Raw genomic sequence first — 24,488 nt, forward strand, 5'->3', positions numbered from 1 at the left:
CTCGCGTTCGGAGCAGGCCCAGTACACGTACGGCGTGTGCTGGGCCTTTTCGTCGCGCCTGAGATGCCGGAATTGTGATGGGATGTAAGGCTTATCCCGTCATTTATCTGCTTTCTGCTGTCGGTGGGCCCGACGGGAAAGAGGGGGCATCCGGTGATCGTTCTGGTGGCGCTTGCGGTGGTGCTGTCCCCGGTGTCGGTGGACACGGAGGCGCCACCACCGGCAGCCGGCGTCACGGTCGCCCGGAGCGCGTCCCCGGGGGCCGCCCCGGGCGGAGCACCGGGAGCGGTCACGGCCCCACCGGGACCGGGGGCGGAAGCCGCCGACGGGGACACGGGCAGGACCGCGGGCCCGCAGGGCGACGCGGCCGCGGAGACCGACGGGCCCGACAGCGGACCGGGCGGCGGACAGGTCGGCGGACCGGGCGGATCGAGTACGGACGGAAGCCTCGGCGGCGGGAGCGTCGGGAGCGGCGGTGCGGGCATCGGGGGCGCCGGGGGTGGTGCGGGCATGAGTGCGGCGGTGAGTGCCGGTGCGGGCGGCGGGCAGGTCGGCATCCCGGGAACGGACATCGGCGCAGGCGGACCGACACCGTCCGGCTCCGCCTCCTCCCTCACCGCCGGCCCGTCGCCGCGCACCTCGATGGCGGGCGGACCCGCCGGACAGGGCCGCCCCCGGCCGGGCAGAAGCTCGGGCGCCTCGCACTCCCCCTCGGACGTACCGAGCCTCGCCGCCCACCCGAGCGCCCCCGCACACGCGGCCCACCCGGCCAAGTCCGCGCGCGCCCACCGCCCTCCGGCCGTCCGGCACGGGCACTCCTGGACGCCGGGCAACGACGAGGACGCCGGACAGGCACCGGACGCGACTCCGAGCAGCACCGCGTCCGGCGCCAAGGACATGGAGGCGGCGGCCAGGCGCTCCACACAGCAGGCCGTGCCACGCGACTCGGCGCTCGCGCTGCATGTGGGGGCGCTGGGCGCCGGACTTGCCCTGGTCGGTCTCGGTCTGGGCTTCCTGGGACTGCGACTGCGCCGCCCGTAGGAGCTTGCATTCGGGAGCATACTCGGTATACATACTGAGTATGTCGATCCGTCACGGGCTACTGGCCCTCCTGGAGCGTGGCCCCCGCTACGGCTCCCAGCTCCGCACCGAGTTCGAGTCACGGACCGGCGCCACCTGGCCGCTCAACGTCGGGCAGGTCTACACGACGCTCGCCCGCCTGGAGCGCGACGGCCTGGTGGGGCAGGACGCCGAGGACGACGCGGGCCACACGCTGTACGCCATCACCGACGAGGGCCGGGAGGAACTCCGCGGCTGGTACGCGGCCCCGGTGGACCGCGCCAGCCCGGCACGCGACGAACTCGCCATCAAGCTCGCGATGGCCGTCGGGGCACCCGGCGTGGACATCCGGGCGGTCATTCAGTCCCAGCGCGCACACACGGTGAAGGCGATGCAGGACTACACCCGGCTGAAGGCGCGGGCCCTGGACACCGCGCCGGCCAACCGTGACGAGGTGGCCTGGCTGCTCGTCCTGGAGCAGCTGATCTTCCAGGCGGAGGCGGAGGCCCGCTGGCTCGACCACTGCGAGTCCCGCCTGGTCCGCCTGGCGGCCGCCGCACAGACGGACCCCGCCCCGACCACGACGGGAAAGCCCCGCACGAAGACCCGCCGCTGACGGAACCGCTGAACAGCCACACCGTCATCGGGCCGCCGACGAGCGGCCACCGAGCGACCGACGAGCCGTCACCGGGCCACCGATGAACGGCCGACGATCGGCCGACGATCAGCCCGATGAGCGGCCAACGAGCCGCCACCGACGGCCTGTTCGGGCACGCATCAGGCCCGTTCGGGCACCGACCCGACCCCAAGCGGGCACCGAACACGCCCGCCCGGGCACACACCGTGTCCACCTGGACCCACCCACCTGCCCTCCCCGCCCACCCCGACAAGCCCGTCCGGCGCTTGAGTACGGAAACCCCGGCCCACGGAGACCATCCGGGCGCCCACCAGCCCGTCCGGCGCTTGAGGACAAGGCATACGGGGCCACCCCGCGCCACCCCACCCGCACCCGCACACCGCATCCCCACCCACACCCACACCACACTCAGGGGGACCCCCATGCCCGACCGCCCCAGGCCCACCACCGCACCACCCGTACTGGAACTCAGAAACCTCACCCGCACCCACGGCACCGGCATAGCCGAGGTGCACGCCCTGCGCGGTGTGGATCTCGCCGTCCAGGCAGGTGAACTCGTCGCCGTCATGGGCCCGTCGGGCTCCGGCAAGTCCACCCTGCTCACGCTGGCCGGCGGCCTGGACACCGCGAGCACCGGCCAGGTGATCATCGAGGGCCAGGACATCGCGACGCTCAGCCGCAAACAGCTCGCCGCCCTGCGCCGCCGCAGCGTCGGATACGTCTTCCAGGACTACAACCTCATCCCGGCACTCACCGCGGCCGAGAACATCGCCCTGCCCCGCGAGCTGGACGGCGCGTCCGTACGCAAGGCCCGCAGGGAAGCCAGGGAAGCACTCGACGGCATGAATCTGGCCGAGGTCGCCGACCGCTTCCCCGACGAGATGTCCGGCGGCCAGCAGCAGCGCGTGGCCATCGCCCGCGCCCTCGTCGGCGACCGGCGGCTCGTACTCGCCGACGAGCCCACCGGCGCCCTGGACTCCGAGACCGGCGAGGCGGTGCTGGCCCTGCTGCGCACCCGCTGCGACGCGGGCGCGGCGGGTGTCATGGTCACCCACGAGCCCCGGTACGCGGCCTGGGCGGACCGGGTGGTGTTCCTCCGGGACGGCTCGGTCGTCGACCAGACGCTCAGCACCGACGCCCAGTCGCTGCTCACCGCCGAGGGCGCCGAGTGAGCGTCTTCCGGGGCTGGCGCGCAGCCCTCCGTATCGCCCGCAGGGACGCCCTGCGGGCCAAGGGCCGCAGCGCCCTCGTCGTCGCCATGATCGCGCTGCCCGTACTGGGCGTCACGGCGGCGGACATCACGTACCGCAGCGCGGAGCCGACGAAGGCGGAGCAGCTGACCGCCGCGATGGGCACGGCCGACGCCGTGTTCAGCGATCCGGGACTCGGCGGCGGCCCCATCCACCAGATGCCGGCGGCCGATTCGTACGGGCCGGCCGGCACGGACGACAGCGGCGGCTCCGGCGGGACGGCCGGATCGCCCAGCGGCCCGGCGGACCTGAAGGCCGCGCTCCCCGCCGGCGCACGCGCCCTCACCCAGCAGAACGTGCTGTCGACCGTCACCACCACGTACGGCATCAAGACCACCGAGGTCACCGAACTGGACACCGCGGACCCGATGGTCGGCGGAATGATCAACCTGGTGCGCGGCGCCTACCCGAAGACCGGCAGCGAGATGGTCGCCAGCGATGCCTTCCTGAAGTCGGCCGGACTGCACGTCGGTTCGCACACCACGGTCCGCGGCGTCGACAAGACCTTCACGATCACCGGCGCCGTCGAGGTGCCCACGAGCCTGAAGGACAGCTTCCTGTACGTACGGCCGGGCGCCCTCATCAAGCCCTGGCAGCGGGCGGCCGCCGCCGACCACACCCTCACGCCGCCCGTCCCCGAGGACGGCTCCCTGTTCGTGAAGGCCGCCGGAGCCTCGGGGGTGAGCTGGCGGGACGTTCTCGCGGCCAACAAGCGCGGCGTACTGGTCGAGTCCCGGAGCGTCGTTCTCGACCCGCCGCCGGACTCCGAGGTCCCAGGGGCCGCCGATTTCGGCGGCTCCGGTTCAGGGGGCGGATTCGAGCTGACCGCGTCGCTGGCGACCGTCGTCGCCATGGCGATGCTGGAGATCGTGCTGCTGGCGGGCCCGGCCTTCGCGGTCGGTGCACGCCGCTCACGCCGCCAGCTCGGCCTGGTCGGCACCTGCGGCGGCGACCGCCGGCACATCCGCGCGGTGGTGCTCGCCGGGGGAGCGGTGCTGGGCGGTGCGGGCGCGGTGGCCGGTACCGCCGCCGGGCTCATCCTGACGGTCGCGCTGCGCCCCCTGATCGAGGGGTGGGCGGGCCGGCGCTTCGGCAGCATCGCCATCCACCCCGGGGAGCTGCTGGGTATCGCGGCGATCGGCCTGGTCACGGGCGTACTCGCGGCGCTGGCACCGGCCGTCGTCGCGGGCCGGCAGCCGGTCGTCGAATCGCTCACGGGCCGGCGCGGGGTGCGCCACTCCTCACGGGTGATGCCGGTGCTCGGGGTCATCGCCATCGTGCTCGGGGGCGCCGTCGCCGCCGTGGGCGGGCTCAAGGGCCGGGCGGTGCTGGTCGCCGTCGGCTCGGTGGTCGCCGAGCTGGGCGTACTCGCCTGCATCCCGGTGATCGTGGGCTCGCTCGGACGGCTGGGACGCTTCTTCCCGCTGTCACCCCGGCTCGCCCTGCGCGACGCGGCCCGCAACCGGGGCCGCACTGCACCGGCCGTCGCCGCGGTGATGGCAGCGGTCGCGGGCACGGTCGCCATCGCCACGTACACCGCGAGCACCCAGGCGGAGGAGGCGTACAACACCCGTCTCTCGCTGCCGCCGGGCGTTGTCTCGATCAAGGCCGACACCTATACGGAGGATGCCGACCCGGCGAAGTCGCTCGAACTGGCCCGCGGACTCGCCCGGCACGACCTGCCGGTGCAGGGCTCCCCCGCCACCATCAGCCGGGTGTGGGCGGGCAGCGACTGCGACAAGTTCAGCGACGCGGACCCGGAGACCTGCGGCTCCCTCACCATGCCCAAGCCGAAGGCCAACAGCTGCCCGCTGCAGGAGGCCGGCGGCAAGGATCTGGCGGCCGGGCTCTCCGCGGCCGAGCACAAGCGGCTGGTGAACTCACCGAAGTGCAAGGACGCGGAGTACGCCGACGACACCTTCGGCAATGCGGCCGAGATCGTCGTCGGAGACAGCGCGGTCCTGCGCGTCTATGCCGGGCTGAAGGACCCGGCCGCCGCCAGGGCGCTGGCCGCGGGCACCCCCGTACTCCTCAACAACGCGTACGCCGGCCCGGACGGCAAGGTGACCCTCAAGGCCGTCCACCGGTACGTCACCGCGGACAAGGCGAACCGCGAACGGCACCCAGGCAAGGCCAGGACGACCGTCAGCCACCTCGCGGTCTACCGGGCGACCGACCGGTACGCGGCCACCCCCGGAATCCGCATGATCATGCCGCAGGCGACCGCCGACCGCATCGGGCTGCACACGGGCCCGGTCGCCGCCGTCTACCGGGTCGCACACCCGCCGACCGACGCGGAGACACAGCGCTTCAACGACGGGATCTCGCAGGCGGGCAACGGCGCCTATCTCTCGCAGAACCAGAAGCCGGACGACAGCGACACCACCTTGCTGATCCTCGCGCTGTTCTCGGGCGTGGTGACACTGGGCGCGGCCGCCATCGCCACCGGTCTGGCGAAGGCCGACGCGGAGGCCGACCTGACGACCCTGAGCGCGATCGGCGCCCCGCCCGGCGTACGGCGCACGCTCAGCGGGTTCCAGTGCGCGGTGGTCGCGGGGACGGGCGTGCTGCTCGGTACCGCGGCGGGTGTGGTGCCCGCTGTCGCCGTGCGGCTCACCGACCTGAAGCGGGCGCTGGACCAGATGCAGAAACACCCGATGGACTCCGCGTACACCCCGATCGCACTGCCGTGGGAGACCATCGGCATCCTCGCCGTGGCCGTACCGGTCCTGGCCGGTCTGCTGGCCGCGGGCTTCACCCGGTCCCGGCTGGTGCTGGCCCGGCGGGCCGGCTGACGGCGGCGCGCGCGGTGGATCAGCCCGTGTCGGGGGTACAACCCGTCGTGGAGTACGTGTGCGAGACAATGGCGGCATGGAGATGCCGAGGAGTGAACGGTCGGAACAGCCGGAGGAGCACCCCAAGGTCCTCATCGTGGGACAGGACGGGATGGCGCTCGGCGGCGGGGCCGGCGGTGACGACGAGTCGCGCGAGGTCCCAGTGACGGAAATGGTGGAACAGCCCGCCAAGGTCATGCGCATCGGCAGCATGATCAAGCAGCTTCTGGAGGAGGTCAGGGCGGCACCTCTCGACGAGGCGAGCCGGGTCCGTCTCAAGGACATCCACGCCTCGTCCGTGAAGGAGCTGGAGGACGGCCTGGCCCCCGAGCTGGTGGAGGAGCTGGAACGCCTTTCACTGCCCTTCACCAATGAGGCCATCCCGTCGGAGGCGGAGCTGCGCATCGCGCAGGCACAGCTGGTGGGCTGGCTCGAGGGCCTTTTCCACGGCATCCAGACGGCGCTGTTCGCGCAGCAGATGGCGGCGCGGGCCCAATTGGAGCAGATGCGCCGGGCGCTGCCGCCGGGCGCGGGCGGCCAGGAGGAAGAGGACGGGAACGGGGACGGCGGCCACGGCGCGATCCGCTCCGGCCCGTATCTCTGAGTCCACGGGTCCGGCCCGCGCCGCTTCCGCCGACTTCCACCGGCTTCCACCGACTCTCGCCGACCGACCACTGAGGCCCGGCCTCCCCGCTCGCTGCGGGGAGGCCGGGCCTCTGTGGTGATCGGCGCGCCCTGTACGGGTCTTGTACGGGTGCATGGGTGCATGGGGGCATGAGCGCACGGGGGCCAGCGGGGCGTGGCCGTGGCTGGGCGAGTCGTGGCCGTGCACGAAGCGCGCCACGGGTGCCCGCGACTCCGGCGAAGCCCTACGCGCGCAGGAGGACCTTCCCCACGTGCACCCCGGAATCCAGCACCCGGTGTCCCTCGGCCGCGAGCGCCATCGGGAGTTCCTGGTCCACCACGGGCCGCACCCGGCCGCCGGAAATCAGCGGCCACACATGCTCACGGACCGCGGCGACGATCGCCGCCTTCTCCCCCAGCGGCCGCGCCCGCAGCGACGTGGCCGTGATGGCGCCCCGCTTCCCCAGCAGAGCCGCGAGGTTCAGCTCGCCCTTCGCACCGCCCTGCATGCCGATCACCGCAAGCCGCCCGCTGATCGCCAGCGCCGCCACGTTCCGGTCCAGGTATTTCGCGCCGACGATGTCGAGGATGACATCGGCACCGGCCCCGCCGGTGGCCTTGCGGATCTCCTCGACGAAGTCCTGCTCGCGGTAGTTGATCAGTACATCGGCGCCCAGCTCCGCACAGCGGGCCAGCTTCTCGTGGCTTCCCGCGGTCACGGCGACGCGCGCACCGACCGCCTTGCCCAGCTGGATCGCCATCGTGCCGATCCCGCTGGCCCCGCCGTGCACCAACAGCATCTCGCCGGGCCGCAGATGGGCGACCATGAAGACGTTCGACCAGACGGTGCAGACGACTTCCGGCAGCCCGGCGGCCGTGACGAGATCGATCCCCTCAGGCACCGGCAGCAGCTGCCCCACCGGTACGGCGACCTTCTCCGCGTACCCGCCGCCGCCCAGCAGCGCACACACCTCATCACCGACCGCCCACCCGGACACCCCGGGGCCGAGAGCCGTGATCCGCCCGGAGCATTCCAGGCCGGGGTACGGCGACGCACCGGGGGGCGGGTTGTAGAAGCCCTGCCGTTGCAGTACGTCGGCGCGGTTGACGGCCGACGCCACGACCTCGACGAGGACTTCGCCCTCGCCGGGTACGGGGTCGGGTACTTCGGCCCAGACAAGCGCCTCGGGACCGCCGGATTCGGGGATCGTGATCGCATGCATGATCGCGAGGCTACTCCGCGCCGGCCCCCGCCGCCTTGGGGGAAACCCGGGCGATCGCGATCACCCGGTCGGTGAGCTGAAGCGGACTGGCTTCGGGGTCGTCGTACCCGAGCAGCCGGTGGCCGCGCTTCACGGTGACGACCAGATCGTTCGCCTCCCGGACGCTCCGCCCCACCTCGGCCTTTATGACCGGCCGCTCGACCAGGTCGAGCCCGCTGCCCTGCTGGATCAGATCCTCCATCACGGTTCCCGCGCTCGGGCTGAGCACCGAGAGACCGAGCAGCCGTCCCGCCGCACTGGCGCTGGTGATCACCGCGTCGGCGCCCGACTGGCGCAGCAGGGGAGCGTTCTCCTCCTCCCGCACCGCGGCGACGATCTTCGCCCCACGGTTGAGCTGCCGGGCGGTCAGCGTGACCAGTACGGCGGTGTCGTCGCGCTGGGTGGCGATGACGATCTGCTTGGCACGCTGCAGCTCGGCGCGGATCAGTACGTCGCTGCGGGTCGCATCCCCGATGACACCGGCGAAGCCTTCCGCGTTGGCGGCCTCGATGACCTTGCTGTTGGGGTCGACGACGACGATCTGCTCCCGCTTCAGACCGGTCGCACACAGCGTCTGCATCGCGGAGCGGCCCTTCGTACCGAATCCGACGACGACGGTGTGGTCACGCAAGCGAAGCCTCCAGCGGTTCAGCCGCCACTCCTCCCGGGTGCGCTCGGTGAGCACTTCGAGAGTGGTGCCGACCAGGATGATCAGGAAGAGCACGCGCAGCGGCGTGACGACAAGGATGTTGGTGAGCCTGGCACCGTCGCTGTACGGGACGATGTCGCCGTAACCCGTGGTGGAGAGGGTGACCGTGGCGTAGTAGAAGGAGTCGAGCAGGTCGACCGTGCTGTCGGCGTTGTCGTGGTAGCCGCTGCGGTCGACCCAGACGATGAGGGCCGTCACCACCAGCACCAGCAGCGCGATCAGGACCCGCCTGCCGACTTGCCGGAGCGGCCGCTCGACCACCCTGCGGGGCAGTTTCACCCGGCGGGTGACGAGCTTCTCCCCCACCTGCCGGTCGAGGGCATCATGACCGGGCAGTTTCACGTGAAACACTCCTCAGCCCACGGCAGATCGAGGATTTCCAGCGGCTGTCCGGCCCGCGCGCCTCCGGACGGTACGACGGCGAGCCCGTCTGCGGCAGCGATACCGCGGAGCATCGCCGGCCCATGGAAATGCAGCGGAACCACCTCATCTGTCCGGTGCACTACTGGCACGAGTCGGGTGTCGTACGGATGGCCGTGCACCTCTTCACTGACGGGCATGGCATAAGCCTCCCTGACGGCGCGGCCCGCGAGCCCCCGAAGCAGTGGATCGGCGAGAGTCAGCAGCCCCGACACGGCGGCCAGAGGGTTGCCGGGAAGTCCGACGAGATGGCGTCCGTCGGCCAGCCTGGCGAGCAGCATGGGGTGACCGGGGCGCACGGCGACGCTGTCGACCAGCAGCTCGGCGCCGAGCTTGTGCAGGATCGGATGGACATGGTCGACGGGCCCGGCGGCGGTGCCGCCGGTGGTGATGACCAGATCGGCCCCGGAGCCGGCGACAGCTTGGCGCAGCGCGTCGGCGTCGTCACCGAGATGCCGCGTGGTCAGCACTTCGGCGCCGAGCGTCCGCAGCCAGGGCCCGATCATCGGCCCGAGAGCGTCCCGGATCAGTCCGTCGTGCGGAAGCCCGGAGGCCAGCAACTCATCGCCGAGGACCAGGACTTCCACCCGGGGCCGGGGGAGGACCGGCAGCTCGTCGTAACCGGCCGCGGCCGCCAGTCCGAGCACCGCAGGGGTCACCAGCCCGCCGGTCGGCAGCAGCTGGTCACCGGTGCGGCACTCCTGGCCCCGGGGCCTGATGTCCTGCCCGGTGACGACGTTGCGCTGCGCGTACAGCTGCTCGGCGCGGTCGTCGGTCCGGGAGTGTTCGGTGCGGACCACGGCGGTCGCGTCACGCGGGATCCGGGCGCCGGTGGCGATCCGTACGGCGGCACCGTCCGCGAGCCGCTCGGGCTCGGCGTGACCTGCGAGGATGCCGGCGCCCTCGTTGATCCGCCAGGGCCCGGGACCGGAGACCGCCCAGCCGTCCATGGCCGAGGTGTCGAAGGACGGCAGATCGGTGAGCGCGGTCAGCGGTCCGGCGAGGATCAGGCCGAGCGCCTGGTCGAGCGGCGCGCGCCGCCCGGACACGGGCACCGCGCGCCCCGCCCCCGCCGCACGGGCGCGGGCGGCGGCCCAGGACGCGGCACGGTGCTTCTCCGGCTTCTCCGGCTTCTCCGCTTCGGTCGGCTGCTCCGAGGGCGTGGCGCGGTTGGTTCCCGGTACGGAGTGCCGCGGTGCGGCGGGGGGCTCCCTGCCGACGAGCGCGAGCGCCTCGTCCAGGTCGCGGTCCTGCTGCCCGGTCATCCGGCGTCGGTCCCCTTGGCCTGTCCGGCCGCCTCCCCGGGCGTCTCCCTGAGCGCCTGGCCGGGCGTCTCACCGGCTGCTGCCCCGGATGGTTCTTCAGCCGTCTCGCCGGTCTCGTCCGCCCACCGGTTGGCGAGCGCGGCGGCCTGGCGTGCGGCCGCGGCAACGGCCTCCGGCCCGTCCTTCTCCGCCTTCGCCGCGGCATAGCCGACGAGGAAGGTGGTCAGCGGCGCGGCCGGCCTGGCCACGCCGTGTGCGGCATCGCGGGCCAGGTCGAGGAGGACGCCGGTGTCGACATCCAGCTCGATGCCCAGCTCGGCCTTTACTGCGGTGATCCATTCATCAAGCACGTACCCATGCTCCCTGATGCGGGCACGTGCCGATGCCACGTCCTGCCAGGTGTCGCAGTCGAACGAGGCCAGCGGGTCCGCGGCGATCCGGGCAACGTCCAGCCCGGCGGTGAGCCGCCGCAAGGGCAGCCCGGCGAGCGAACCGTGCTCGGCGGCGAGCGACGCGAGTCCTCGGCGCAACGCGTCGGTCCGGTAGGCGGCGACCAGGGGCTGGTCCCGGCCACCCGGATCGGTGATCAACACCCCCTGGCGGGACTCCGATTCAAGAGCGCCGAGCAGCGCCGACACCGTGCCCTCCCCCAGAAAGGGCAGGTCGGCGGAGAGTACGAGCACGGTGCGGGCCGACACCCCACGCACCCCGGCACCGAGCGCCGCGAGGGGACCACCGCCAGGCGGCTCTTCCCTGGCCCAGACGACGGGACGTACGGTCTCACGCCGCCCCCCGACGACAACGGTGGTCCCGGCCCCACGACAGGCCCCGAGCACCCGGTCGAGCAGCGTCAGCCCGCCCACGGTCAGGCCGGGTTTGTCGGCACCACCGAGCCGCTTGGCGGCCCCTCCGGCGAGCACCACGGCGTCATACAAGGTCATCCCGCGAGTATGGGCCGCGCCGACGCTCCACGGAATGGCACCGACCGGAACGAGGACCGGTCGGCTGCGCGGGAGCGGCCGGCTACGCGGGAAGCGGGCGGTCGTCGACGACGTGTGTCATGACGAGGGTGGAGGTCAGGCACTGGACCCGGGCAGCCGGGCAGCCGGGCAGCCGGGCGAGCGTGTCGTCATAGAGCCGCTGGAGGGCCGCCAGATCAGTGGTGGCGACGCGCAGCAGGTAGTCGGGGGTCGCCGAACAGCGGCCGGGCCGACCACGGCGCGGAAGCCGCAGATCGCCCCGTCACGCTCCAGGTCCCGCAGGCAGCGATGGCAGGGCGAGACGCTCACCCGGGACGTGGGCGGCCGGCTCGGTGATCGTGAGGCGGCCGTCCCCACCGCGCTGACCACCGCCGGGAAGAATATGGGCGCCTCCCGGACACAGCTCCTGCTCAAGGGGCAGGGATCAGTGGCCTGAACCCGGACCGTCCTGAGGACCCGGCCCTCCGCGGCCCATGACGTCAACGCCACCCGATACTCCGGTGCCATGATGATCGCCGTCGGCGGGTTCCTCCTCGTGGGAACGCCTGACGGCTGACGCAGCCCGGCTGACGCAGCACCCGTTCCGCCTGCACCCGACCTGTACCCGACAGGTACCGGCCTGTGACGACGAAGGAGACCACGTGGACGACCCGACGCAGGCACAGCAGGCCGACCCCGAGGTGCAGGCGCGGATCCGGGCCAGTTTCGACCGCCAGGGACTGATGACTCATCTCGGCGCGCGGATAGCCCGCATCGCGCCGGGCCGCGTGCACATCGTGCTCCCGGCCCGCCCCGAAGTGACCCAGCAGCACGGCTACTTCCACGCCGGCGCCACCAGCGCGATCGCGGACAGCGCCGGCGGCTACGCCGCATACACGCTGTTCCCCGAGGACACCGAGGTCCTCACCGTCGAATACAAGATCAACCTCCTCGCACCCGCCACCGGCGACCACATCGAGGCCATCGGTACGGTCCTGAAGCCCGGACGCACCCTGACCGTCTGCCAGCTGGAGGTGTTCGGCGTCCAGCAGGGCGGCGAGCGCAAGCTCGTCGCCAACGGCCAGCAGACACTGATCCGCGTCAACCGGCCCGGCCAGTGAGCCAACCGGCCGGCCCATTGAGCAGGCACCCCCTGCTGCCGCCCTGGGCGACGTGGTGGCAGCGGCCGTTCCCGGACGCCAACACCCTGCTTCTGCCCGGACGGCAACCGGCCCTGGTCGACACCGGGTTCGTGGCCCACGCCGACGACACCGCCACATGGGCCCGCGCCCACGCCGGAACCGCCATCGGCCTGGTCGTGAACACCCACTGGCATTCCGACCACGTCGGTGGCAACGCCGCCCTCCAGGCCCAGGGAGCCGCCATCGCGGCCGGAGCTCCGGAGGCCGAGGCCGTCCGGCGCCGGGATGCGGGGTGCTGCTCGGCCGAGTACCTGGACCAGCCCGTCGCCCCGTACACCGTCGACATCGCGCTCGCCGACGGCCAGGCGCTGCGGCTCGGTGACACCGACTGGCAGGTCGTACGCACCCCCGGCCACACGCCGGGCCATCTCGCCCTGTGGCAGCCGGACGAGCGGCTGCTCGTGGTGGGGGACGCGCTGTCCGACTACGACGTCGGCTGGGTCAACCTCGCCCTCGACGGCCCCGACGCGGCCACAACCGCGCTCGCCTCCCTCCAGCGGATCGCCGCCCTGGATCCGCGCGTCATCCTCCCCTCCCACGGCCCGATCCCCACCGACACCGGGGCTGCCTTCACCGCAGCCCTGCGCCGGGCCCAACGTCTCGCCGACGACCCGCAAGGCGCCGTCTGGTACGGCGCCCGCCGGATCCTCGCCTTCGCGCTGATGATCCGCGACGGACTCCCGTCCGAGGAGATCGAGGCGTATCTGCTGCAACGGTCCTGGCTACTGGACGCGGCACAACTGCTGAACCTCACCCCCCAGACACTCGTGGACGATCTGCTCGCCTCGATGCTCGGCAACGGCGCACTTGTCCTGCGCGAAGGCCGGATTCGCGCCGCCGCCGAACACACCCCGGTCACCGCCCAGTCGTTGCGGGTCCCCTACCCACGCGCCTGGCCGGCCTCCGGAACACCCTGACCCGCCGATCTCTCCCGCTCTGAGCACAATCGGGCGAGCCCGGTGGCCCGGTCTAGACCCCCCGCAGCAGCACCGCGGGCTGCTCCACGCAGTCCGCCACGTACCGCAGGAAGCCGCCTGCCGTGCCGCCGTCGCACACCCGGTGGTCGAACGTGAGGGAAAGCTGCACCACCTGCCGCACAGCGAGTTCCCCGTCGTGCACCCAGGGCTTGGGCACGATCCTGCCCACGCCCAGCATCGCGGCCTCGGGGTGGTTGATGATCGGCGTGGAGCCGTCGACCCCGAACACCCCGTAGTTGTTCAGCGTGAACGTCCCACCCGTCAGCTCCCCCGGGGTCAGCGCTCCGTTCCTGGCTGCCTCCGTCAGCCGTATGAACTCGTCGTTGAGCGACTCCGTGGTACGCCCGTCGGCCTCGCGTACCACCGGCACCACCAGCCCCCGCTCCGTCTGCGCGGCGAAGCCCAGGTGAACGGACGGCAGGCGCACGATCTCCCTCGCCTCGGTGTCCACCGTCGAGTTCAGCTCGGGAAAGCGCGCCAGGGCCGCCGTACAGACACGGGCCAGCAGCGCCAGCACCGAGATCTTCGGAACGCCCGGACCGCTCGCCGCGTTCATGGCCGCCCGCGCGGCCATCAGCTCGGTGGCGTCCGCGTCGACCCAGCAGGTCGCATCCGGTATCTCGCGACGGCTGCGCGCCAGCTTCTCCGCGACGGCACCACGCATCCCCCGCAGCGGAACCCGGCTCCCCGAACTCGCAGGCCCAGCCTCGCCTCCAGCCCCAGCCCCAGACCCAGACCCAGACCCAGACCCAGCAACAGTCGCAGCCCCAGACCCAGCAGTCCCAGCAGCAGTTCCGGTCCCAGCTGCCTGGGCAACCGCAACAGTCCGGTCGGCCCCGCCCGCCGCAGGGGTGGGGGTGCGTATCGCCTGCTCCACATCGGAGCGCAGAATCAGTCCGTCCGGGCCACTGCCCGTCAGCCCTCGTAGGTCCACACCGTGTTCACGCGCCAGCCGCCGCACCAGCGGAGAGATCACCGGAACAGGACCCACCCGGAGCGCGGCGGACGCCACAGGCTCCGTCCGGGCCGGCCGGTTGCCATCGGCGACCCGCACACGCCTCCGCCGCGCGGCCACCGCACCGCCCGTCCCGTACCCCACCAGGACATTCCCCGACGAGTCGTCATCAGCTGCCGAAGCCGAAGCCCGGGCAGAATCTGCGAGACCTACCGAACCTGCAGGACTTGCTGAACCGGCAGCGCCCGAACCCACCTCCGGCCCCACCGTCACGGTCAGCAGCGGTGAACCGACCGGCAGTTCGGCGCCCTCATCGCCGAACCGCGCCGTCACCATGCCCCCGTACGGACACGGCACTTCCACCAGGGCCTTCGCCGTCTCGACCTCGACGACCGGCTGGTCGATGGCGACCACGTCACCGACCTCCACCAGCCACCGCACGATCTCGGCCTCGGTCAGCCCTTCCCCGAGATCGGGCAGCTTGAATTCAAGGCAGTTCACGTCCGAAGCACCAGAAGCACCAGAAGCACCAGAAGCACCAGAAGCACCAGAAGCACCAGAAGCACCAGAAGCAGTCGACATCAGCTCTCCGCCTCCCACTGCAATCGCGCGACCGCGTCCAGCACCCGGTCCACACCGGGCAGATGATGCCGCTCCAGCATGGGCGGCGGATACGGGATGTCGAACCCGGAGACCCGCAGCACCGGCGCCTCCAGATGGTGGAAGCAGCGCTCCGTCACCCGTGCGGCGATCTCCCCGCCGGGCCCTCCGAACCCGGCCGACTCATGCACGACGACCGCCCGGCCCGTACGCCGCACCGAATCGCACACCGTGGCGTCGTCGAACGGCACCAGCGAGCGCAGATCCACGACCTCCAGATCCCAGCCCTCCTCACGGGCCGCCTCAGCCGCCTCCAGACAGACCGGCACCGACGGCCCGTACGTGAGGAGAGTGGCGCTGGTGCCCGCGCGCCGGACCACGGCCCGGCCTATCGGCTCCACGGCGGCAGGCGCGTCCGGCGACCACTCGGCCTTCGACCAGTAGAGCCGCTTCGGCTCCAGGAAAATGACCGGGTCGTCGGAGGCGATGGCGGCACGGAGCAGCCCGTACGCATCGGGGACCGTGGACGGCGTGACGACATGGAGCCCCGGAGTCGCCATGTAGTACGCCTCCGACGAGTCGCTGTGGTGCTCGACTCCGCCGATCCCGCCGCCGTACGGCACCCGCACCACGATCGGCATCGGCAACGCGCCCCGCGTGCGGTTGCGCATCCGCGACACATGGCTGACGAGCTGCTCGAACGCCGGATAGGCGAAGGCGTCGAACTGCATCTCCACCACAGGCCGCAGCCCGTACATCGCCATACCGACCGCCGCCCCGAGAATGCCGGCCTCGGCGAGCGGCGTGTCCGTACAGCGGTCGTCGCCGAACTCCTTCGCGAGACCGTCGGTGACCCGGAACACCCCGCCGAGCGTCCCGACGTCCTCCCCCATGACATGCACGGTGGGGTCATCGGCCATCGCGTCGCGCATCGCCCTCTGCAGTGCCTTCGCCATCGTGGCCGGCTTCACCGCGACTGTGCTCACCGCCCGGCCTCCGCTTCCAGCTCGGCGCGCAGCTGCTCCGACTGCTCGCGCAGCTGTGGTGTCGGTGCGTCGTAGACATGAGCGAAGACGTCCATGGGGTCGAGCAGCGGATCCGCGTTCATCCGTCCGCGGAGATCCGCCGCCATCGCGTCGGCGGCCTCGGCGGCAGCGCGTTTGCGCTCGTCGTCGAGCAGCCCGCGCCCGGTCAGCTCACGCTCCAGGAGCCGGACCGGGTCGTGCGCCCGCCAGGACTCCACTTCGGCATCCGCGCGGTAGCGGGTGGCGTCGTCGGCGTTCGTATGCGCGTCCATCCGGTAGGTCACCGCTTCGATCAGCGTCGGGCCGCCGCCGGTCCGCGCCCGCCGGACCGCTTCGGAGAGCACCTGGTGCATCGCCGCAGCGTCGTTCCCGTCGACGAGCCGGCCTGGCATTCCGTAACCCACGGCCTTGTGGGCGAGCGAGGGGGCGGCGGTCTGCTTGGCGAGCGGCACGGAGATCGCGAAGCCGTTGTTCTGTACGAGGAAGACGACAGGCGCGTGCCACACAGCCGCGAAGTTCAGCGCCTCGTGGAAGTCGCCCTCGCTGGTCCCGCCGTCCCCGACCATCGCCAGCGCGACCACGTCGTCCCCGGACAGGCGGGCGGCGTGTGCCAGGCCGACCGCGTGCGGGAGCTGGGTGGCGAGTGGGGTGGACAGCGGGGCGATGCGGCACTCGCGCGGGTCGTATCCCGTGTGCCAGTCGCCGCGCAGCAGCGTCAGGGCCTCGACCGGGTCGAGGCCGCGCGCCACGGCCGCGAGGGTGTCGCGGTAGCTGGGGAAGAGCCAGTCCCGCTCCTCCAGGACCAGCGCGGCGGCCACCTCGGACGCCTCCTGTCCGGTGGATGACGGGTAGACGGCCAGCCTGCCCTGCTTGGTGAGAGCCGTCGCCTGCGTATTGAAGCGCCGGCCGTGCACCACGGCGTCGTACAGCCGGAGCAGCAGCTCCCTGTCGAGCCCGGCTGCGGCTTCCGTACCGAGCACCCGGTACGGCTCCGGGTCCGGGAGCAGCGGCGCGGGGTCGGTGCGGAGCTTCCATGCCGGGTAGGCAGTAGCACCGGGCAGCTCTTGGACCGTCATGCCAGACACCTCCTCATGGGGAGCGGGAGGGCGCACCGTCGTGTGATGCGCCTCACCTACCGATTGTTCGGTCGAAAGCGCATTTTGGCTACTGACCCCCTCAGCCTGTGGACAAACGGTTCTCCACAGCCTGGGATAGAAGCAGGTCGTCCATGACGGAGAGGCGGGGGCAGGTGGCAGCTGAACAAATGGCCGACGAGGGCGGGCGCCCTCCCGCACGCCCGCTGGACGCCATCGACCGCGACATCCTGCGGATCCTCCAGCAGGACGGCCGCGCGTCGATACGGTCCGTGTCCGACCGCGTCCATGTGTCGCGCGCCAACGCGTACGCCCGTATCAACCGGCTGATCGAGGACGGTGTGATCCGCGGGTTCAGTGCCCGGGTCGACCACGAGCGGGCCGGCCAGGGGTCGTCCGCTTACATCACCCTCAAGATCGTCCAGAACTCCTGGCGCACGGTCCGCCAGCAGCTCACCGAACTGCCGGGCACCGCCCATATCGCGCTGGTCAGCGGCGATTTCGATGTGCTGCTGCTCGTGCACAGCGCCGACAACAGAGCGCTGCGTGAGCTGGTCCTGACGAAAATCCAGGCGATCCCCGAGGTGCTCTCGACCCGGACCCTGCTGGTCTTCGAGGAGACGGACCTGGATCCGGCCAAACCGTCCGACCAGGGCGGACGCCGGGAGGACCGAGGCCGGGAGGAGTAACACGGCGGGGTGAGACGGTGCCCGGCGGCCCCACACACCCGACACCGGTGCACCCGGTCTCAGCGGGACGGAACCGTGCGCAGCCCCTCGAACGCCAGCTGTACGACGGTCTCGGCCAGCTGGTCCGCGTCGGGCCCGGCGCCCTGGGCCGGGCGGACCCACTCGACCAGCGAGTTGATCATCCCGAAGAGCAGCCGGGTCGCCAGCCGGATGTCCACGTCGGAGCGGAGGTCGCCCTCGGCCACCGCCGCCTTCAGCAGATCGGCCACCCGCTGGTCGAATTCCCGCCGCCGTTCCATCGCCCAGCGCTCGGTCTTCGTGTTGCCGCGCACGCGCAGCAGCAGCGTCACATAGGGGAGTTCCGCCATCAGCACGTCGACCGTACGGCGCGTGACGTACTCGACCTGCTGGATCGCGCGCCCCCGGGCCGCCCCCGGCTCGTCCAGGACGCCGAAGAGCCCGTCGATGGCGCGGCTGACCGCGCGCCGCAACAGCTCCTCCTTGCCCGCGACATGGTGGTATATCGAGGACTTGGAGATGCCCGCAGCCCTGGAGAGATGCTCCATGGACGTGCCGTCGTAGCCGCGCTCGTTGAAGACGCGCACGGCGACGGTCAGCAGCGTCTCCGGTGTGTACGTGTCCCGCTTGGGGGTGGTCATCGGACTGTCCCGCCCTTCTCCGGATGGACGTACGACTGCCGGTACAGCGCCAGCGACGGCGCATAGCGGCCGCTGGGCACGCGCGCGTGCAGCTCGTCGAGGAGTTCGTGCGCCCAGGCGCGGCCGAGCCTGCGGCCCCATTCGACCGGCCCCAGCGGGTAGTTCACGCCGAGCCGCATCGCCGTGTCGATGTCCTGCGCGGATGCGACGCCCCTGGCCAGGGCGTCCGCCGCGAGGTCCACCAGCATCGCGACCGTGCGGGCGACGATCATCCCGGGAACGTCCCCTATGACGCTGACCTTCTTGCCGAGCCGCTGGAAGAGGCCGATCGACTGGCGCAGCGTCTCCCAGCCGGTGACCTCGGACGCCGACAGCGCGATCCGGGTGGCGGACCGGTAGTCGAGCGCCAGGTCGAAGTAGACGACATCACGGAACTCGGCGGACGTCTGCCCGTCGGCGAGCACCAGCTGGCCCCCGCTGGGCAGCACGATCCGGCACCCCGCGTCCTCCTCGTCCTCGCGCACCGCGATCCCCGCCTCGCGGGCCATCGCGACCAGCTCGGCCGCGGGCCCCAGATCGCCCTCCACCGTGATTCCGGACGGGGCCTCCGTGGCCGGGGCGGTGTGCGGCTCGGGCCGGACGGCATCCTCGCCGTACGCGTACCAGCCGCGGCCGCTCTTCCTGCCCAGCCGCCCGGACTCGACCAGCCGCTGCTGGGCCAGTGAGGGACGGAACTTGGGGTCCTGGAAGAAGGATTCCCAGACCGACCGGGTGACCGCCTCGTTGACGTCCTGGCCGATCAGGTCGGTCAGCTCGAAGGGGCCCATCCGGAAGCCGCCCGACTCCCTGAGCACCGCGTCGATGGTGGCGGGGTCGGCGCCTCGCTCCTCGTGCACCGCGAACGCCTCGGCGTAGAAGGGGCGGGCGATGCGGTTGACGATGAAGCCGGGGGTGTCGGTGCAGCGGACCGGGGTCTTTCCCCAGGCCCCGGCGGTCGCCGACGCGCGCGCGGCGCTCGCGTCGTCGGTCGCGAAGCCGCTGACGATCTCGACGAGGGGGAGCAGCGGCGCCGGGTTGAAGAAGTGCATCCCGACGAAACGGCCCGGGTGCCGCAGCACGCCCGCGATGGCGGTCACCGAGAGGGACGAGGTGTTGGTCGCGAGCAGACAGTCCTCGCTGACAATTTCCTCAAGAGTGGTGAAGAGTTCCTGTTTGACCGGGAGTTGTTCGAGGATCGCCTCGATCACGAGCGCGGCGTCGGCGAGTTCGGACGGATCCGCGGCGGGCAGCAGCCGTTCCCGCGCGGCGTCCCGCTGCGGCGCTTCCATGCGCCCCTTCTCGACCAGCCGGTCCAGCCGGGCGGTGATGGCTTCGGCGGCCTTCTCCGCGCGGCCGGGCAGCGCGTCGTAGAGCCGCACCGGGTGTCCGGCGACCAGGGCGACCTGGGCTATGCCCTGGCCCATGGTGCCGGTCCCGACGACTGCGACGGTGCGGCTGGGTGCCAGGGCGGGCAGGTGTGCGGTGGCGGTCATGGGGCGATCTTCCCGTACGGAGTTATCCACAGTCTGAGCGGACCCCCTTGTCCCGACCGATCGTTCGGTTACTCTAACTCTGTCCACCTGTCCTGCGCAGCTCGACGAGGAGTTGTCCCGCGATGCAGCTGACCGAGCTGTCCCAAACCCATCGGCCCACGCTCGACCAGGCCCTCGAAGCGATCCGTACGCGTGCGTACTGGACACCACACCCCGAGCACCCCAAGGCGTACAGCGGTGACGGCAAGGCGGCTTTCGACGCCCTGCTGGGCGGGCGCGTCGATCTGGGCCAGCCGGGAACCGACGACTGGACGGGCGGCGAAGTATCGCCGTACGGAGTCGAGTTGGGCATCACCTACCCACACCCCGACCTGGACGTGCTGCTGCCCGCGATGAGCGCGGGCACTGCGGCCTGGCGGGCGGCAGGCCCCGAGGCCAGGGCCATGGTCTGTCTGGAGATCCTGGCGCGGATCAGCGCCCGCACACCCGAATTCGCCCACGCGGTCATGCACACCAGCGGCCAGGCGTTCATGATGGCCTTCCAGGCGGGCGGCCCACACGCCCAGGACCGCGGTCTGGAGGCCGTGGCCTACGCCTACGCCGAGCAGGTCAGGACGCCGTCGTCGGCCGACTGGTCCAAGCCGCAGGGCAAGCGGGACCCTCTTGAGCTGCGGAAGTCCTTCACCGCGGTGGGCCGCGGCATCTCCCTGCTGATCGGCTGCAACACCTTCCCCACCTGGAACGGCTATCCGGGCCTGTTCGCCTCCCTGGCCACGGGGAACCCGGTCCTGGTGAAACCGCATCCACGCGCGGTGCTGCCCCTCGCCCTCACCGTCCAGGTGGCCCGCGATGTCCTGTCCGAGGCCGGGTTCGACCCGAATCTGGTCGCCCTGGCCGCCGAGCGGCCCGGTGAGGGGATCGCCAAGTCCCTCGCGGTCCGCCCGGAGATCAGGATCATCGACTACACGGGCTCGACCTCCTTCGGCGACTGGCTGGAGGCCAACGCCCGCCAGGCGCAGGTGTACACGGAGAAGGCCGGGGTCAACACGGTCGTCGTCGACTCGACGGACAACTACAAGGGCATGCTCTCCAACCTGGCCTTCTCGCTCTCGCTGTACAGCGGCCAGATGTGCACCACCCCGCAGAACCTGCTGATTCCCGCCGACGGCATCCCCACGGACGTGGGACACAAGACCTATGACGAGGTCGTCGCCGACCTCGCGTCGGCGGTGGCGGGTCTCCTCGGCGACGACGCCCGGGCGAACGCGTTGCTGGGCGCGCTGGTCAACCCCGATGTACGGGCCCGTCTCGAAGCGGCTGCGGGCCTCGGCGAAGTGGCCCTGGCATCAAGGGAGATCGCCCATCCCGACTTCCCGGACGCCGTGGTCCGTACGCCGGCGATCGTCAAGCTGGACGGCGCCCGGAAGCACTGGGACACGGCGGACGCCGACGCGGCCTACCTCTCCGAGTGCTTCGGACCTGTCTCCTTCGCGGTGGCCGTCGAATCGACCAGGTCCGCGCTCGACCTGCTCCGCCGCACGGTGCGCGACAAGGGCGCGATGACGGTGGGCGCGTACACCACATCGCCCGAGGTGGAGCAGGCCGTGGAGGAGGTCTGCCTGGAGGAGTGCGCCCAGCTCTCGCTGAATCTGACGGGCGGCGTCTACGTCAACCAGACCGCGGCCTTCTCGGACTTCCACGGCTCGGGCGGGAACCCTGCGGCGAACGCGGCACTGTGCGACGGGGCGTTCGTCGCCAACAGGTTCCGCACGGTGGAGGTCCGCCGCCAGGCGTGAGGCACGGGGCGGGCGCCACCCGGGCCGCGCAAGCTGTCCCGGTGGGGCCCCGCTCAGTCGATCTGTGCGTACCTCTGCACCCAGGCGTGCATGGCGATCGCCGCGGCCGCACCGGCGTTGATCGACCGGGTCGACCCGAACTGCGCGATGGAGCAGACCCGCTGCGCGTGGTTCCGGGCCTCTTCCGTCAGCCCGGGGCCCTCCTGCCCGAACAGCAGCACGCACCGCCGCGGCAGCTCGGTCCGCTCCAGCGGCACCGCACCCGGCAGATTGTCGATCCCGATGATCGGCAGGCCCTCGGCCTCGGCCCACGCGGTGAGGGATTCGGTGTCCGGGTGGTGGCGCACATGCTGGTAGCGGTCGGTGACCATCGCCCCTCGCCGGTTCCAGCGCCGCCGTCCGACGATGTGGATCTCCTTGGCGAGAAAGGCGTTCGCGGTCCGGACGACAGACCCGATGTTGAAGTCGTGGCCCCAGTTCTCGACGGCGACATGGAAATCGTGGCGTCTGGTGTCCAGGTCGGCGACGATCGCCTCCCGCGTCCAGTACCGGTAGACGTCGACCACATTGCGGCGGTCCCCCGCGGCGAGCAGCTCCCGGTCGTACTGCGCGCCCTCCGGCCACGGCAGAGGGTGCGGCCCGACGCCGACCTCGGGTGCGAAGGCATCGTCGTACTGAGCCGGCTCAGTGGAGAGCGGCGGCTGCCCGGCAGCGTCCGGCGCTTCGGCCTCTGCTCGGATTCCGTGGCGTCCGCCGGGTACATCGGGCACGTCGGGCACGGGCACGCCGGGTACGTCGGACGCACCGGGTACATCGAGTGCTTCGGGGGAGGGCTCGCTGGTCACCCCACGAGCGTACGGGGCTGTTCGCCCTGCTCCCCCTCGGCCGTACGCCGCTCGCCCTCCGGCTTCTTCCGTACACCGGCTCGCGTGCGGGCGGTCAGCATCGCTGCGCGGCCGCCCAGCCAGAGCAGAAAACCGGTCGGCAGGAAGACCGCGTCCGCAGCGATCATCGCCATGGAGAAGAACGGCAGCCCCAGCAGCAGCGCGATCCCGGCGTGCTCCATGATCATCGCGACCAGCAGCACGTTCTTGACGCGCCGGTTGAACAGCGTGAAGGGGAAGGCCACCTGAACGATGACCGTGCCGTACGTCAGGAGCATCACCAGCACACCGCTGCCGGCCAGCAGCGCGGACAGCTCGGGCCAGGGCGAGAAGTAGTGCAGATGGAGCGGGTAGTAGAGGGCGGTGCCGTCCTCCCAGCGGGAACCCTGGATCTTGTACCAGCCGGCCGTCGAGTAGATCAGACAGACCTCGGCCATGATCACGACGAGGCCGGCGTTGTGCGCGAGATTGGCGACCACGTCGAGGAAGGTGCGCGGCTCGCCCGGCGCGATCCGGCACACCACCCACCACAAGCCCTGGACCAGCCACATCGCCCAGAAGATCAGTTCCCAGCCACCGCTCATCTTCCCGAGCAGGGTGATGACGACGAGCGCGACGCCGAGCACGGACCAGAGCACGGGTCCTCCCCGGTCCTGGGAAGGGGTGGGGACGGGAGCGCTGCCGGCGCCGGCAGCCTTCGCGGCGCGGGCCGCCCGGCGTGCGTCCAGCGACCAGACCTGGGAACAGCGCGTGACCAGCAGGTAGATCGCCATGATGTGGATGACGTTGTCACCGCCGTCGCCCACGAAGATGGACCGATTCTGCAGTGACAGCACGCCGATCATGAACAGCGCGGAGGCGAAGCGGGTGTGCCAGCCGAGCAGCAGCAGCACGCTGGAGAGCACGGCGAGGGCGTAGACCACCTCGAACCACACCGTGGAGTCCGACCACATCAGCACGGTGAACGCGTGGTTGCCGGCGATGAGCTGTTTCGCCATGCCCCAGTCCCACGGGGAGTGGGGCCCGTACAGCTCACGGCGGTGCGGCAGCTCTCGCAGGAGGAAGAGGAGCCATGTGGCGGAGAAACCGATCCTGACGACGGCGGTCTGGTAGCGGCCGAGCGAGGCTTCGGTGATGCGCTGGATGCCACGCGCGACCATGTTGCCGACGTTGCTCAGGGTGTCGGTGCCGGGAGTGCCGGTGTTGTGGCTGTTGCTGTTCCCGATCCTGGCCCTCTTGCTGCTGACTGAGCTCACCGGCCGGCCTCCGTACGGTCCGCGGGGACAACCGCCCACCAGGGCAGAACCCGGTAGGAGACCCGTGTGTCGATCTTCTCCTGACTCCACGGGGGAGCCTTCACCGAAGACGTCGCCGAGCGGACCTGTATCCGCTCAACGGTGGAGCCGCTCCGCAGCCCTTCGCTCATCCGCAGGGTGACGATGCGGCGGATGTACTGCTCGGACAGGTTGCCCCGCGTCCCGATCGGCTGGTTGTCGTTGTTGTGCGAGCCGGTGAAGAAGTCCCAGGCGCGGCGAAGCTCGTTCTGGTCGACGTGGCTGGGGAGGGGGTTGTGGTGGAGGGACGCCCCGTCCTCGGCCGACAGGTCGGTCCAGCCGGTGGTGGTGACCCCGCCGCTCTTCGTGCGTATTTCGGCACGGGCCTGAACGTCGATGTTCTGCTGAAGCGGGTTGGGGGCGAAGAGCTTCCAGTTCTGCTCGAACTCGGGGTAGATCCAGTCGTCCACCGCCTTGCCGTACTGCTTGCTCACGGTGTTCGACGGCGCGACGTGCAGAAAGACCATCGAGAGGTGGACGACGGTCAGCACCCCGATCAGCGCGAGCGCGATGGCGGCGGCCACCTGGTACGGGAAGGAGAGCGCGACGATCCCACGGGGCGCTCCGGCAGCCCCACGGGACACGGGCGCGACGGGGGGCTCCGGCGCCCCAGGAGCCCCAGGAGCAACGGTGGCCTCAGGCGCTCCAGGAGACCCCGGGACCGCACCGGACTCGGGAACTGCACGGGGTGCGGGAACCGCGGGTGACTCGGGAGCCTCGTG

21 protein-coding genes and 1 pseudogene are annotated in these 24,488 nt (G+C 71.4%); 9 read left to right on the plus strand and 13 right to left on the minus strand.

What is annotated here, in order from left to right; genetic code table 11:
* The first annotated feature begins 153 nt into the window (after positions 1-153).
* The 5 genes from OG510_RS18030 to OG510_RS18050 all read left to right on the plus strand — a co-directional run bounded on the left by OG510_RS18030 (position 154) and on the right by OG510_RS18050 (position 6,384).
* Entirely contained in the window at positions 154-1,041 is an 888-nt protein-coding gene (locus OG510_RS18030) for a hypothetical protein (RefSeq protein ID WP_406138029.1), read from the plus strand.
* A gap of 40 nt (positions 1,042-1,081) precedes the next feature.
* The gene (locus OG510_RS18035; protein ID WP_406138030.1) at positions 1,082-1,675 is read left to right on the plus strand and encodes a PadR family transcriptional regulator; all 594 of its coding nucleotides are present in this window, start codon (positions 1,082-1,084) and stop codon (positions 1,673-1,675) included.
* Positions 1,676-2,118: 443 nt separating this feature from the next.
* A complete protein-coding gene (locus tag OG510_RS18040) occupies positions 2,119-2,868 on the plus strand; it encodes an ABC transporter ATP-binding protein (RefSeq protein WP_406138031.1) in 750 nt (249 codons plus the stop codon).
* A complete protein-coding gene (locus tag OG510_RS18045; RefSeq protein WP_406138033.1) occupies positions 2,865-5,741 on the plus strand; it encodes an ABC transporter permease in 2,877 nt (958 codons plus the stop codon). The genes OG510_RS18040 and OG510_RS18045 overlap by 4 nt, the downstream gene beginning before the upstream one ends.
* Positions 5,742-5,817: 76 nt before the next feature.
* Complete coding sequence (locus OG510_RS18050) at positions 5,818-6,384, plus strand: bacterial proteasome activator family protein (RefSeq protein WP_406138035.1); 567 nt, start codon at positions 5,818-5,820, stop codon at positions 6,382-6,384.
* A 265-nt stretch (positions 6,385-6,649) separates the two neighbouring features.
* Here OG510_RS18050 and OG510_RS18055 read toward each other — a convergent pair whose 3' ends face one another.
* The 5 genes and pseudogenes from OG510_RS18055 to OG510_RS18075 all read right to left on the minus strand — a co-directional run bounded on the left by OG510_RS18055 (position 6,650) and on the right by OG510_RS18075 (position 11,422).
* Positions 6,650-7,627 (minus strand): NAD(P)H-quinone oxidoreductase, encoded by a 978-nt coding sequence (locus tag OG510_RS18055; RefSeq protein WP_406138037.1) that lies wholly within the window; start codon positions 7,625-7,627, stop codon positions 6,650-6,652.
* A gap of 10 nt (positions 7,628-7,637) precedes the next feature.
* Complete coding sequence (locus OG510_RS18060) at positions 7,638-8,717, minus strand: potassium channel family protein (RefSeq protein WP_164263524.1); 1,080 nt, start codon at positions 8,715-8,717, stop codon at positions 7,638-7,640.
* A complete protein-coding gene (locus OG510_RS18065) occupies positions 8,714-10,060 on the minus strand; it encodes a molybdopterin molybdotransferase MoeA (RefSeq protein WP_406138039.1) in 1,347 nt (448 codons plus the stop codon). Before OG510_RS18065 ends, OG510_RS18060 begins: the two co-directional genes overlap by 4 nt.
* Positions 10,057-11,001, minus strand: a complete 945-nt coding sequence (locus OG510_RS18070) for an NTP transferase domain-containing protein (protein ID WP_406138040.1) — start codon at positions 10,999-11,001, stop codon at positions 10,057-10,059. The genes OG510_RS18065 and OG510_RS18070 overlap by 4 nt, the downstream gene beginning before the upstream one ends.
* An 82-nt stretch (positions 11,002-11,083) precedes the next feature.
* Positions 11,084-11,422 (minus strand): annotated as a pseudogene (locus OG510_RS18075) (Lrp/AsnC ligand binding domain-containing protein).
* Positions 11,423-11,762: 340 nt separating this feature from the next.
* On the opposite strand from OG510_RS18075, the gene OG510_RS18080 reads away from it, so the two are divergent.
* Both OG510_RS18080 and OG510_RS18085 read left to right on the plus strand, forming a co-directional pair.
* On the plus strand, positions 11,763-12,140 hold the full coding sequence (locus OG510_RS18080) for a PaaI family thioesterase (RefSeq protein ID WP_406142441.1): 378 nt from the start codon (positions 11,763-11,765) through the stop codon (positions 12,138-12,140).
* Between the two features lie 17 nt (positions 12,141-12,157).
* The gene (locus OG510_RS18085; RefSeq protein ID WP_406138041.1) at positions 12,158-13,138 is read left to right on the plus strand and encodes an MBL fold metallo-hydrolase; all 981 of its coding nucleotides are present in this window, start codon (positions 12,158-12,160) and stop codon (positions 13,136-13,138) included.
* A gap of 52 nt (positions 13,139-13,190) precedes the next feature.
* Here the strand turns inward: OG510_RS18085 and OG510_RS18090 are convergent, their stop codons facing one another.
* The 3 genes from OG510_RS18090 to pdhA form a co-directional block, all read right to left on the minus strand.
* Positions 13,191-14,654: a dihydrolipoamide acetyltransferase family protein gene (locus OG510_RS18090; RefSeq protein WP_406138042.1), complete on the minus strand. Its 1,464-nt coding sequence runs from the start codon at positions 14,652-14,654 to the stop codon at positions 13,191-13,193.
* Positions 14,655-14,734: 80 nt separating this feature from the next.
* Entirely contained in the window at positions 14,735-15,739 is a 1,005-nt protein-coding gene (locus tag OG510_RS18095; RefSeq protein WP_406138043.1) for an alpha-ketoacid dehydrogenase subunit beta, read from the minus strand.
* On the minus strand, positions 15,736-16,854 hold the full coding sequence (gene pdhA / locus OG510_RS18100) for a pyruvate dehydrogenase (acetyl-transferring) E1 component subunit alpha (RefSeq protein ID WP_406138044.1): 1,119 nt from the start codon (positions 16,852-16,854) through the stop codon (positions 15,736-15,738). Before pdhA ends, OG510_RS18095 begins: the two co-directional genes overlap by 4 nt.
* A gap of 152 nt (positions 16,855-17,006) precedes the next feature.
* Between pdhA and OG510_RS18105 the strand changes: the two genes are divergently transcribed.
* Positions 17,007-17,561: an Lrp/AsnC family transcriptional regulator gene (locus OG510_RS18105; RefSeq protein ID WP_203599514.1), complete on the plus strand. Its 555-nt coding sequence runs from the start codon at positions 17,007-17,009 to the stop codon at positions 17,559-17,561.
* Between the two features lie 59 nt (positions 17,562-17,620).
* Here the strand turns inward: OG510_RS18105 and OG510_RS18110 are convergent, their stop codons facing one another.
* Together OG510_RS18110 and OG510_RS18115 are read right to left on the minus strand one after the other, a co-directional pair.
* Positions 17,621-18,220 (minus strand): TetR/AcrR family transcriptional regulator, encoded by a 600-nt coding sequence (locus OG510_RS18110; RefSeq protein ID WP_406138046.1) that lies wholly within the window; start codon positions 18,218-18,220, stop codon positions 17,621-17,623.
* Entirely contained in the window at positions 18,217-19,752 is a 1,536-nt protein-coding gene (locus tag OG510_RS18115; RefSeq protein ID WP_406138048.1) for a 3-hydroxyacyl-CoA dehydrogenase, read from the minus strand. Before OG510_RS18115 ends, OG510_RS18110 begins: the two co-directional genes overlap by 4 nt.
* 122 nt (positions 19,753-19,874) lie before the next feature.
* Between OG510_RS18115 and paaN the strand changes: the two genes are divergently transcribed.
* Positions 19,875-21,548 (plus strand): phenylacetic acid degradation protein PaaN, encoded by a 1,674-nt coding sequence (gene paaN, locus OG510_RS18120; RefSeq protein WP_406138050.1) that lies wholly within the window; start codon positions 19,875-19,877, stop codon positions 21,546-21,548.
* A gap of 53 nt (positions 21,549-21,601) precedes the next feature.
* Here paaN and OG510_RS18125 read toward each other — a convergent pair whose 3' ends face one another.
* From OG510_RS18125 to OG510_RS18135, 3 genes are all read right to left on the minus strand, one after another.
* On the minus strand, positions 21,602-22,288 hold the full coding sequence (locus tag OG510_RS18125) for a TrmH family RNA methyltransferase (protein ID WP_406142442.1): 687 nt from the start codon (positions 22,286-22,288) through the stop codon (positions 21,602-21,604).
* Positions 22,289-22,389: 101 nt separating this feature from the next.
* Positions 22,390-23,592, minus strand: coding sequence for an HTTM domain-containing protein (locus tag OG510_RS18130; RefSeq protein ID WP_406142443.1), 1,203 nt, complete (start codon positions 23,590-23,592; stop codon positions 22,390-22,392).
* A gap of 92 nt (positions 23,593-23,684) precedes the next feature.
* Positions 23,685-24,350, minus strand: a complete 666-nt coding sequence (locus OG510_RS18135) for a DUF5819 family protein (protein WP_406138051.1) — start codon at positions 24,348-24,350, stop codon at positions 23,685-23,687.
* Positions 24,351-24,488 lie beyond the last annotated feature (138 nt).

This window comes from Streptomyces sp. NBC_01089 (assembly GCF_045162975.1).
Taxonomy (GTDB): Bacteria; Actinomycetota; Actinomycetes; order Streptomycetales; family Streptomycetaceae; genus Streptomyces.

Coding starts and splice junctions, on each gene's coding strand:
- OG510_RS18035 (WP_406138030.1), top strand. CDS start 1,082: ATGTCGATCCGTCACGGGCTACTGGCCCTCCTGGAGCGTGGCCCCCGC.
- OG510_RS18040 (WP_406138031.1), top strand. CDS start 2,119: ATGCCCGACCGCCCCAGGCCCACCACCGCACCACCCGTACTGGAACTC.
- OG510_RS18050 (WP_406138035.1), top strand. CDS start 5,818: ATGGAGATGCCGAGGAGTGAACGGTCGGAACAGCCGGAGGAGCACCCC.
- OG510_RS18055 (WP_406138037.1), bottom strand. CDS start 7,627: ATGCATGCGATCACGATCCCCGAATCCGGCGGTCCCGAGGCGCTTGTC.
- OG510_RS18065 (WP_406138039.1), bottom strand. CDS start 10,060: ATGACCGGGCAGCAGGACCGCGACCTGGACGAGGCGCTCGCGCTCGTC.
- OG510_RS18070 (WP_406138040.1), bottom strand. CDS start 11,001: ATGACCTTGTATGACGCCGTGGTGCTCGCCGGAGGGGCCGCCAAGCGG.
- OG510_RS18080 (WP_406142441.1), top strand. CDS start 11,763: ATGACTCATCTCGGCGCGCGGATAGCCCGCATCGCGCCGGGCCGCGTG.
- pdhA (WP_406138044.1), bottom strand. CDS start 16,854: ATGACGGTCCAAGAGCTGCCCGGTGCTACTGCCTACCCGGCATGGAAG.
- OG510_RS18105 (WP_203599514.1), top strand. CDS start 17,007: ATGACGGAGAGGCGGGGGCAGGTGGCAGCTGAACAAATGGCCGACGAG.
- OG510_RS18110 (WP_406138046.1), bottom strand. CDS start 18,220: ATGACCACCCCCAAGCGGGACACGTACACACCGGAGACGCTGCTGACC.
- OG510_RS18115 (WP_406138048.1), bottom strand. CDS start 19,752: ATGACCGCCACCGCACACCTGCCCGCCCTGGCACCCAGCCGCACCGTC.
- paaN (WP_406138050.1), top strand. CDS start 19,875: ATGCAGCTGACCGAGCTGTCCCAAACCCATCGGCCCACGCTCGACCAG.
- OG510_RS18130 (WP_406142443.1), bottom strand. CDS start 23,592: ATGGTCGCGCGTGGCATCCAGCGCATCACCGAAGCCTCGCTCGGCCGC.